At 33.7% G+C, this 12,385-nt stretch carries 6 protein-coding genes; all 6 read left to right on the top strand.

Going from position 1 to position 12,385, the window contains the following annotated elements:
* The first annotated feature begins 996 nt into the window (after positions 1-996).
* The 6 genes from NBH14_RS26610 to NBH14_RS26585 all read left to right on the top strand — a co-directional run bounded on the left by NBH14_RS26610 (position 997) and on the right by NBH14_RS26585 (position 12,369).
* Positions 997-2,706, top strand: a complete 1,710-nt coding sequence (locus tag NBH14_RS26610) for a hypothetical protein (RefSeq protein WP_186961799.1) — start codon at positions 997-999, stop codon at positions 2,704-2,706.
* Between the two features lie 76 nt (positions 2,707-2,782).
* Complete coding sequence (locus NBH14_RS26605; RefSeq protein ID WP_186961798.1) at positions 2,783-5,569, top strand: T9SS type A sorting domain-containing protein; 2,787 nt, start codon at positions 2,783-2,785, stop codon at positions 5,567-5,569.
* A 262-nt stretch (positions 5,570-5,831) separates the two neighbouring features.
* A complete protein-coding gene (locus tag NBH14_RS26600) occupies positions 5,832-6,410 on the top strand; it encodes a sigma-70 family RNA polymerase sigma factor (RefSeq protein WP_186961797.1) in 579 nt (192 codons plus the stop codon).
* 65 nt (positions 6,411-6,475) lie between these two features.
* Positions 6,476-7,489: a FecR family protein gene (locus tag NBH14_RS26595; protein ID WP_186961796.1), complete on the top strand. Its 1,014-nt coding sequence runs from the start codon at positions 6,476-6,478 to the stop codon at positions 7,487-7,489.
* 110 nt (positions 7,490-7,599) lie between these two features.
* Positions 7,600-10,884 (top strand): TonB-dependent receptor, encoded by a 3,285-nt coding sequence (locus tag NBH14_RS26590; RefSeq protein WP_186961795.1) that lies wholly within the window; start codon positions 7,600-7,602, stop codon positions 10,882-10,884.
* Positions 10,885-10,905: 21 nt separating this feature from the next.
* Positions 10,906-12,369 (top strand): RagB/SusD family nutrient uptake outer membrane protein, encoded by a 1,464-nt coding sequence (locus NBH14_RS26585; RefSeq protein WP_186961794.1) that lies wholly within the window; start codon positions 10,906-10,908, stop codon positions 12,367-12,369.
* Positions 12,370-12,385 lie beyond the last annotated feature (16 nt).

The raw sequence follows: 12,385 nt of genomic DNA, 5'->3' as shown, positions 1-12,385 counted from the left end.
TTTAAATTATTGTAATTTTACGCTCGTCGGGACGGGTGGTCCCGCCCCTTGGCGCGGGCCGTTCCCCGACCGATGAGTTTTCTAGAGATAAATAATGCGTGACACAGTTTATTTTACACTACCTAAATTTGCAAAGTCTAAGTAGATGGAGTATTATCACTTTACAGTCAAAATGTCATTTTGTTATTTTCCCTTCTGTATCTTTGCTTTGTAAGTATCCGGTTCCGGTTTGCCTGTAAAATATGGAACTGTACGGAAGTTAAGGATTATCTTTTTGGATGGTAGTTTTCTAATAATATGGAAAAATGATTTTCGGACTGCATTTATCTGTACGGATAGGTGTAGTCCGGTTCGTTTTTATATTGTTTTGTATAACATTTAGTAAAGTGAAAGTTAGACTGTCTGGTAGATACTTTTAGAAGAAAAATAGCTGCTATTTAAAAAAAATATTCACTTTGTATACCTCAGATCAGGCCATGTCCTTTCTTTTCTGATTCCCTTTTTATCTATCTGCGCAGATCGTTTCCACTGACTGCCCGGATTGTTTTGACTATCCGCACAGTTTGTTGCAATGATCCGTACGGATGGTAGTGATTACCTGCCGGATAACGGCAGCGATCTGCGCAGGTGATGGTAGCTATCCGGAAGGAAAGGAATACACACTTTTCTGTTTATACAGATTTCTTTGATTTACTTGTTAGTAGAAAAACTATTTGTCTGTTATTTTGTTTGCTAAACTCTTCAATTATTATCAATTGGTAAATAATTGTACTCATCTGCTTTTGGACTGCTAGATGTAGAAAGCTCCCCTGGATTGCTTATGCAGAATATACTACTAATAAAGGAACAGAAACGTATGATATATTGACTTCTTTATTTTAATCAATCGTTAAAACATATTAATATGTAGTTGTGGCTTGGACAAGTGATGTGTGTTATATGTATACCCATCATAAGATTTACTTATAGAGGTATAATTCAGTGATCATGTTTATTATGAAGAAGTTTTTTTTAGTATTAGGGGGGCTATTAACCATTAATATAGCATTTGCACAGGATAAAATTGGACTTGACCAATTTTTAGGACAAACTTTGCACAATGGTATTACATTACCATTGCAATGGCCTCCCATATACGAAATCCCTACGAGGAGGGAGGAGATGCCAGTTCCTTATTTAGAAAAGAAACCCGAAGTAATTTCTGTAAATACCGGACGACAACTTTTTGTCGACAATTTTTTGATTTCAAAGACAAATTTATACACTGTATTTCATACGCCTCATTTTTATGAAAATAATCCGGTATTAGAACCTAGTGAAGAATGGGAGAATACAATTGAAGGAGCACCATATGCCGCTCCTTTCAGCGATGGTATTTGGTTCGATGATAAAGACTGTAAGTTTAAAATGTGGTATTTGGCTGGAGCGGGGAGTATACATAAGGATGAAAAACAGACATTTTATACCTGTTATGCAGAATCATTGGATGGAAAGTATTGGAAGAAAGTCACTCAGGATGTCGTGCCTGGGACTAATATAGTTGATACATGTAATCGAGATGCGGCTACTGTGTGGCTTGACAGAGAAGAAAAAGATCCTTCTAAAAGATGGAAGTTCTTTAATGTTGAATTAAGAAATACTGATAAAAGATGGCAGATTGTCTTAAAATATTCACCGGATGGTATTCATTGGTCAAAAGGTGTAGCACAATCAGGAGATGTCTCGGATAGGACAACGGTATTTTATAATCCATTTATAAAAAAATGGGTGATTAGTATGAGATATTGGACCAATATATCAAATCGTTCAAGAGCTTATATTGAACATTCTGATCCGGAGATGGTAGTCAGTTTGACTCATAGAATCCGTTCTGATGCTTTTGATAAAAATATGCGCTTTTGGTTTATACCGGATGATAAGGAGGTTAGGCATGAAAAGTATCCAACAGTGGAGCCTGGAATTTATAACTTCGATGCAATAGCTTATGAGAGCATAATGCTTGGGTATTATAGCGCATGGGCTGGACCAGATAATACGACATGCGAAAAAGATGGAATTCAAAAAAGAAATGTGATCTCGCTGGGTTATAGTCGTGACGGTTTTCATTTCTCACGTCCGACTCACGAGCCATTTATGAATGTAAATGAAACAGAAGGAGCTTGGAATTGGGGAAACATGCAATCAATCTGTGGAGTTCCAATTATTGTAGGAGACTCACTCTATTTTTATTCGAGTGGTCGCCGTTTGAATAATATAATGTGGGATAGTTATACTTCCACCGGGTTGGCTACTTTGAGGCGTGATGGATTCGCTTCAATGAGAACAGGGGAAAAAGAAGGTTTTCTGGTTACTGAAAAACTAACATTTGATGGCAAATATCTATTTGTGAATGCAGATGTTAAGAAAGGAAGTCTAGCTATTGAAGTATTGGATGAACAGAGGAATCCAATTGTTGGATATACTCGAAAGGATTGTATTGTGATAAAAAAGAAAAATTCTACACGGATGCTTATTTCCTGGAAAGGGAAGGATACGCTTTCAGCTCTCTTAGGAAAAAATATTCACCTGAAGTTTTATTTGACAAATGGGGATTTATATTCATTTTGGATATCACCTTGGAAATCAGGAGAGAGTCGTGGGTTTACTTCTGGGGGGGGACCCGGATTAGATGCAATGGGAATTGATAAACCTAGAGAATGCTATTAATACTTTTCTTTTACAAATTCCTATTTCAAATGTTTTGTCAAGAATGAACAATTGTTAATGATTTAATTGTCGAGATATGAAAAGAACTATATTCATCTATGTATTTTTAATGCATTGTTTTATTGTTATATCCCAAGAAATGAATAATGTTAGATATTCGTCAATTAATCCTGCGCTTGTAGTGTACACATCTTCAGATGTGTATATTAATCAACCGACGAAATATATGGGTGGAAGTCATATTATATCTCCAAGTCCGATTATTCATCCTTGGGAGGAGCATTTGGAAAATGGAATGCCTAATGTTGTGGTTGATAATGAAGGTAATACTTCTATATACATATCGAGTTTTATTGGTTATCGAAGAGAAGGGGGATCAAAAGTAGGTGCTATGGTATATGTGAATAAATCAAGTAATTTGAATTTGTGGTCCAGACCTGATGCTGGTTTATATTGGTATAAAGATGCAGGAACAACTCCGGATGAAAAAATAGTATCTTCGAAAGTCCCAGGTTCAATAGCTACAAATATTGTTGCTGTTGATATTGAAAGTGTGGGGCTTTTAGAGGAAAATATTAATGGAAAATCTATAATGAATTGGGTTTATTTGCCACAACGTCAATCAAAAGGTGATTTGTTAGCTGCTTATCAAATGGATAAATCATTTAATAATCAAGGTGTGTTGCAGGGCTTTGCTAAAATGAAGCAGGATCGTTTGATAAAAGAGAGCTTGCTGCGTTTTAGATACATAAATGGAGGTACACATCTAAATCTGTATAAAAAAGATGGTAAATATTATGTAAATGCCCGACTTAATACTAAAAGATCCGAATTGAAACAGGGTGAAATTCCCCCCTTCAAACCATGGGATCCAAGAAAGAGATTTAGAAGAGAATTAATTGCAGAAATAGGTGGCCAGATTAAAACTTCCAATTTGGAATATGAAGTGGCTCTTGATATGTCAAATTTATTATGGGAACCTTATAGTTTACAATCATTTCAACTTCCAGGGTTCGAGAATGATATTCAATGGGGGATTGTTACTATGTATGGTACTGATTATAATCCGACTGTTGAAATGATACAAAGAACCGAACTCGCATTTTCTGTGGATGGAAAACACTGGAAATATGTAAAACCAGGTGAACCATTTTTGGACAATGGAACTAATCCTCAAAGTGATGATTTTGGATGCATAAATATGGGTAAACCAATAATGGGAACAAAATTTTTTAATGATCCTAAAAAGTTATTATATTTCTATGCTTCATCAAATATAAGACATATTATTACGAGACAAACTGGTATTTCGTTAGCTACAGGTGACTTTGGAAAGTTAGCAGGATTAAAATCAAAACAAGTAAAATACTTTTTATCAGTTAATCCGAAAAGTAACCCCATAGTTAACACTACGGATATGATAACAATGATACCATCTAAGGTCTTTCAATTAGGTAAAGTGCACTATCCTTATGTACTGGCTGATATAACTCAGGATCCGCGTGGAAAAAAAATAACAGATTTGAATAGTTACGTTCAAATCTCCTTTTATGCATACGATGCTGGGGCGATTGCGGGAAAAGGAAAAAAACTGATTAGTGTATTAGGTTCTTCGGAACAAGGAACACAAAAACCTTCTTCTGAATATGAATGTGTACCTGTATACGAAGGTGATAAAGATATGACTGATAAAGAACGCGTTTTAGAATATATCAGAAATTATTCAAAAATGCATCCTACTGAAATAATAGATTTTAATACTATGCCTGCTATTCCCGTAATTATAGAAACTGTAATAAAGGATGCAACTTTTTATGGTATTGAATTCAAAAATGCAACCCAAACGAAAGACATGGCAATAGACTTAACCAACTCTTCAAATATAAATAAGCAAAATTTGTGGGAATATAAACCTGATATTCCTGTTGCTGGAATTTGTCAATCATATGATTTTTCAAATAGTGAAAATATTCCAAATCTGAGCACTCCAGTCGATTTAAGAAAGGGAGCATTTGCTTTACGTGTTAATCCTTCTGCTTCTAATGTGGATCAAATAATAATGAAAATGGCAGGAGATGATTATAATTATATCACTGTTTCTTTTTTGAAAAACGGTAGTTTTCAATTTCTCATAATGAAAGATAGCCTGCCATATAATAAATTGGAGATAGCACCTCCTTCAGGAAAGACATTCGTTGGTAAATCAATCCAATTAACTATAGAAGGAACTCCACAGAGGTTTAGAAAATATTTGAAAAGCAACAAGGAAGATGCTGCTGTAATGAGGGTTAAGGTTGAAGAGTTGAATTTTGAGAAAATTGTCGATGAACCTTATATCTGGAATTGGAATCATAATCCTGGAGAAATAACGTCTGGCGATAGTACAGTGGCAAGGACTGCAGGATATGTGCCTTTTACATCTTTTATTGCGGGTATGAATACTCTTTATATAGGAGGTACTCGTTCTTGTGAGAATAGTTTTAAAGGAACTATAGAACAGATCGAAATCTCTGATGGACTACCAACAGGAAATAGTGACTTTTGGCATTCATCCTCTTTAAGAATATCCTCTATAACAGAAACTGCAAATATCATGTCGGAAGAAAATCAGTCGATTTTCGTCTATCCTAATCCGGTAAGCAAAAATGAAAGGTTACATATCCAAAACAAATCAGCTTTAGATGGAGTTGCTTCTATTTTAATTTATGATATGACTGGTAGATTAAAGACCTCTATAAAAAGAAAATTCTTTAATAATGGAGTGGTTGACTGTGATATAAGTAATTTATCTAATGGATTCCATATAGTTAAAATTATATTTGGTAATATTGAAGAAAGTAAGAAAATATTAGTAATTCAATAAATACTTAAAGATTATTTTTTATTTAGTACTATTAAAAATGGAAGGTCTTTAATTATGATCATTATAGTTATACATTTTATTATGTATTTTGTAGAAAGTCTCCTTAAGCTATCAATTTTATTTTTAAAGATATCAGAAGATCCGTTTTAGAGTATTTATTCTATATCTGTTGATTTTAAGAATATATGTTTGATATTTCTTCTGTTGAATTTTATTTTTTTGTATATTGCACAAATTGTATTATATCACCTTAAAATCGATAATGGATAACAGTTACCAGAATAGAAAGATTGTGAAATCCTTAGCAGAGGGTTCATATAGCGCATTTGAAGAACTATATTTTTTATATAATGAGAAATTGTATCATTTCATAATGAGGCTCTCTTCTGGTAATACCTATATGGCAGAGGAGGTGGTACAATTGACATTTATTCGTGTTTGGGAAATTCATGAGAAGATTGATCCTAATGAATCGTTTATTTCTTTTATTTGTACTGTTGGTAAAAATATATTGATGAATATGTATCAACGTCAGACTTTAGAATATATATATAATGAATATATAGTAAAGCAAAGTATGAATTCAGTGAATCAAACAGAGGAAAGTTCAGATGTTTCTTTTTTGAATGATTTTATTGAATCTTTAATAGAGGAGCTTCCTAAAGATAGAAAAATAATATTTGTATTGAGCAAGAAAAAAAATTATTCGAATAAAGAAATTTCTGATTTGCTTGGCATCTCTGAAAGTACGATAAGAAGTCAATTATCTTTAGCTACAAACTTTATGAGGAAGATGCTTATGAAATATTATTATTTATTTATACTAATGATGTGTTTATGAATATTGATAAAATACAGTGGTAATGATTTGTTTAAACGAATTATAGTCAGAAAATATATATAATTATGATAGAAAAAGAAATGAGTAAAGAATATTATAAACAACTAATTGAAAAATACTTGTCTGGGAGTATTTCGAGTGATGAGTATAGAGATCTTTCTGAATGGATTGAACAGGATCGAGAACTAAATCATTGGTGGGAAAGGAAATTCATAGAAACGGAAGGTTTATTGGATTTTAAAACATCAGAGAAAATGTTTACTAAAATTAGACATAAGACTTTTAGGTATGAAGTTACAGATAAGAAACAATTAGAACAAAATACTTTTAATAAAAATAAAATTGTTTTGAATTTGATTAAATGGGTAGCAATTATTTGTATTCCGATAGGAATCTGTTTTTCTTATTTATTGATTAATGATTTTGTCAATAAAGAACAAGTACCGTTAATTGTAAAAACAGAGAGAGGAGAAAAATCAACTATTATTTTACCTGATGGTACAAATGTTATTCTTAATTCTTCTTCACGGTTAAAATATTCGAATGACTATGGGAAAAAAAACAGAAGTGTAGATTTAGAAGGTGAAGCTTATTTTGATGTAACTCGTGATACAAAAAAAGAATTTATAGTTCATACAAACAATTTGGATATTAAAGTGATTGGTACATCATTCAACATATCTTCCTATACTGATACAAAAGATATAACTATTGTTTTATTGAAAGGAAAAGTAAAAATACAGTCTGCTGAGTTATCTTACATAATGTCTCCAGGCGAAAAAATCAAATATAATAAGAACACAAAGAAAATAATAAAAGAAGATGTTTTTCCTACTGATTATATCACTTGGACAAAAGGTGATTTGTATTTTGAAAAAGAATCTTTGGAAAATATAATCAAAACAATATCTCGCGTATATAATGTTGATGTACAGTATAATGCTATGGATGTGAAAGATGTTGTTTTCTCTGGAACAATACCTAAATGTGAGATTAAGGATGCAATGAATATGATTACATCAGCGTCTTCATTTACATATCAAATGACGGATTCTATCATTAGATTGAAAAAGAAATAAATATTTCCCTTTATACGAAACGTTAAGTGGTGTTAAATAAGATAGGGGGCTTAGACATTGTTTATCCTATATCTGTATACTGAATATAATAACTACAAACGTTTTGAAAGATGAAAAAGAGAACAAAAATTGTTATTCCTTATTTGAGGCTATTAGAGAAGACTTGGTTGAAAAAAAGTATCCGGAAGATAGTCTGTTTACTCATTCTTTTACAGGCTACTACGTTTTATATTTACTCGCAAATAACAGTAAATATAGAAAATGAGACACTACGTACTTCTTTAAAACAAATTGAACGTATTAGTGACTATCGCTTTTTTTACAATGAAAGTTTATCAGAATTAGATTCAAGTGTTTCATTGAATGTTAATAATGCGACAATTAATAAAACAATGCAACAACTTTTGTCAAAATTCGATTTGACTTATAAATTGGAAAAGAAAAAAACTATAGTTATTGTCCGTAAGGATAAAATAGATAAGAATATAAAATTATCAGGACGAGTTGTGGATGAAAGAGGTGATCCTGTTATAGGAGCAAGTGTTTATGTTAAAGAAACATTCAGGGGAAATATAACAGATATTAATGGTAACTTTTCCTTAGAAGAAGTACCGGAATTTGCAACATTATCAATATCTTATATCGGGTATAAGACACTAGAATTGCCAGCTACATCGAAACAATTATCAAATATTATACTTGCTGAAGATACAGAAGTATTAGATGAGATTGTTGTTGTTGGATATGGAGTACAGAAGAGAAGTGATATTACAGGCTCTGTATCTTCTATTAAAGCCGATGACTTGTTATCAGCACCAAACCCAAGTGCTGCTCAAGCTCTCCAAGGACGTGCAGCCGGTGTTGTTGTTCAAAATAAGAGTGGTTCACCTTCCGGAGATATTTCTATCCGTATTCGTGGTTCGAACTCTTTGACTTATGGTAATGATCCTCTAATTATTATTGACGGAGTACAAGGTGCTAATTTGGGAAGCTTAAATCCGAATCAAATAGAGTCGATGGAAATTCTAAAGGACGCGGCAGCTTTATCAGTATACGGTTCAAAAGGTGCTAACGGTGTTGTTTTGGTAACAACCAAAAGTGGTAAATCAGGGAAAGCACAGATTTCATATAATAGTTTTGTTTCTTTTGATCAGGTACGGAAAACTCTCCCTTCTTTAAACGCGACAGAATATGTTACATTATTTAATGAATCTCAAGTTGAGAACGGATTAAAACCTTTGTTTACATCTGATGAAGCCATCGCTTTTGGAGAGGGAACGAATTGGCAGGATGAGATATTTAGGAATGCCCTTTCTCAAACGCATAATTTAAGTGTCAGTGGAGGAAAAGAAGGCATTTCATATAATATTGCGGGGGGATATACAAATAAAGAAGGTATTATTTTAAATACAGGATTTAAACAATATTCTTTACGCAGTAATTTTAAAGCTCAAGTAACATCGCGCTTAAATATCGCTCTTAATACATTTACATCATATGAAGAAACTCATAATGGTGATTATAGCGGAGCTATAACTTCTGCACTTCGATGGTCGCCAACAAAAAATGTTTATGATGATGATGGTGAATATGTTCAACCGGGAGGTGGAGTTGGTCCTGTTTCTTATAATCCTGTGGGATTAGCAAAAGAAATTGTGGATGAAAATTCAGTTTCTTCATTTAGTACTTCTTTAACTGCAGAGTATAAGTTTTTGGATTGTTTGAAATTATCCTCTCTTTTTTCTTATAAAACCAATAGTAGTATAAAGGGGAATTTTAATAATCAGGTGGTAAATAATGGACCTATAGGGGATGTAAGTGGAGAGAAAACTCAATCTCGATACACTGGATTACAAAGTACTAGTATTTTGACATTTGATAAGGCATTGGGAGATCATAATCTACAAATTACAGGCGTTTATGAAGTTTTGAAAGATAACTATCAAAATACTTGGGTTTCTTCCAGAGGGATTCCTGTAGGATTAGGATATAATGGCATACATTTTGGTTCAACTTTGCAACAACCATGGTTAGGATATTCCACAACAGTCATACAGTCATTCATGGGGCGTGCAAATTACAGTTATAAAAACAGGTATATGTTTTCAGCATCGATACGTATTGATGGAGCCAGTCAATTGGCGGATGGTCACAAATATGATGATTTTTCTGCATTTTCTGTTGGTTGGAATCTTATGGAAGAAAATTTCATGGAAGATTTGAAAAATATTATACCGGAATTTAAAATTCGAGGTAGTTACGGATCCGTTGGAAATGCAGCTGTACCAGCATTTGCTTCACAACTTACATTTACTCCGGGATTAGATGCGGATTTGAATCCAACATTATCAATAGCGCAGTTGAGTAATGAGAATTTAAAATGGGAACGTACTCAGGAATTTAATATAGGAGTTGATACTCGTTTTTGGGGTGGAAGATTAAATTTTTCAGCTGAATATTACAATAAAAAAACAACAGATCTTTTGATGTGGCAAAAAGTTCCTACTGCATTGGGAGTAAGTTCTGTTCTTTCGAATGTCGGTTCAGTTGCTAATAAAGGATATGATTTTTCTATTGGAGGTATTCCAATTTCAACAAAGCATTTTAAATGGGACATTAATTACACATTAAATCTTAATAATAACAAGATTTTGGCTTTGGATGGTTTATCTGATATGCTGATATATTCGAGTGATGCGGATTCTCCAGGTCTTGTCGGATCATTTGTACAAATGGTAGGCGAACCTATGGGGACTTTCCTTGGATATACGTATGCCGGGGTATGGAAGCAATCAGAGATTTCGACAGCAGCTATATATGGGGCTAAACCGGGAGATGCGAAGTATGTTGATTTGAATAATGATGGAAAGATCAATAAAGATGATATTGGTATTATTGGTAATGCACAACCTAAATTTAGCTTTGGTTTTAATAATACTTTCACTATTTATGATTTTGATGTTAATATTTTTCTTCAGGGAGTTACCGGAAATGATATTCAGAATCAGAATCGGATGCGACGTGAATTATATTCATCCAAAGCTTTTCCGACGAGTCCTGTAATGAAAGATCACTGGACTCCGGAAAATGAAACTGATGTCCCTGCTTTTTCTGGTACAGAGTTAATCAATTCATCCAGATGGATAGAGAATGGGTCTTATCTGCGTCTCAAAAATGTCACTATAGGATATAGGTTGCCCCGAACATTATTATCAAAAGTTGGAGTTTCATCAGCCAGGTTATATGTAAGCGGTAATAATTTACTAACTATTACAGGATACAAAGGTTTTGATCCGGAGGCTAGTATTGGAACGGATGCTGTAGCGGCAGGAGTAGACCGGGGGATTTATCCGGCATCTAAAAGTTTTCTTGTGGGTATTGATATTTCATTTTAATAATTATCAAATATATAGATTATGAAACTTATAAATATAGCAAAGAATCTTATTGGGATGTCAATTTTGTTTTTTTGTGTAAGTTGTGCAGATCTGTCAGAAAATCTTACAGGGCAACCTACTACAGACAAATTTTTTCACAATTTGACAGACTTTGAAAGCTTTATTTCGGGAGCATATACTCCGTTAGTTCGTTTATATGGCTCAGATGTCCCATATGTCGCAGGTTCGGGGGCAGAAGATGTTTCTACTCCAGTGGTAAGATGGAAGGGGTTTGAACAAATTAATATTAATTCAGTCGGTAATCCCGAGGAAATAACAGATGAACTTTGGAATAATTATTATTCTAGTATCAGTCAATGTAATACAATGATACAAGTGATTAGTCAAAATACAGATGTTCCAAAAGAAAAACTTTTATCAATTGACGGAGAAGCTCGTTTTTTGAGAGCATTCAATTATTTCCAACTTGTGCGCTGGTTTGGTGAAGTACCTTTACTTACAGAAGAGAACCAAACAAATGCCGCTCAGGAACCGCAGTCAACTATCGCTCAAATTTATGATCAGATTGTAGATGATTTAAAAGTGGCCGAAACGACTTTGCCGGATACGCACGATACTCCCAAACGTCCAAGTCGTTGGGCCGCAAAAGCGTTATTGGCAAAAGTTTATTTGGCGATGGCCGGTTTCCCTCTAAATGAAACTTCAAATTATGCGTTGGCGCGCGATAAGGCAAAAGAAGTCATTGATAAAAAGATGTATCGATTGGAAAATAATTTTTTTGATTTATGGTTGTGGGTTAACAGGATAACAAATTCAGAATTTATTTTCGCAATCTATGCGAGTTCAGATAATGGAACAGGAAGTTATGTAAATCGAGCTGTTCGTCCTTGGGATCATGGAGAAAATGGTTGGGGGGACTGGACGAGCGATAAACGTTTTCTGGAAAATTATCCGGAAGGAGATTCCAGCCGGTTGAAAGGTACTTTTTATTTGACAATGATTGATGGTACTTCATGGGAGAATACAGACTATGCTCAACCATATGTTGGTAAATTGCGTGATGGTGGAGCAAAAATCGGCGGATATTATGATGCTGCAATATCTAGTAATGGTGATGGCTTTTTTTGTATGCTACGATATTCAGATATTTTATTAATATATGCAGAGGCAGCCAATCAAGCAGAAGGTGCTCCTTCAAAAGCAGCTTATAATGCAATCAATGAAGTTCGAGAGCGTGCAGGTATGGCTAATTTATCCAATTTATCGATGTCTCAATTCGATAAAGCAGTTTTGGATGAACGTAATTGGGAATTAGCTTTCGAATGCAACAGATGGTTTGATCTTTGTCGTCGTCATATACTCAAGGAAACTATGAGTGTTTACTATCCGGATGCTAAAATAGACGATCATAACTACTTGTTGCCTAAGCCTAATGATCAATTATCGATAATGATAGGATTACAACAAAATCCAGGGTATTAATCAGTATTAATTATAA

This window comes from Parabacteroides caecihominis, from assembly GCF_023656785.1.
In the GTDB taxonomy this organism is placed as follows: domain Bacteria; phylum Bacteroidota; class Bacteroidia; order Bacteroidales; family Tannerellaceae; genus Parabacteroides; species Parabacteroides segnis.
This window is presented reverse-complemented; position numbering and strand designations above follow the sequence as displayed.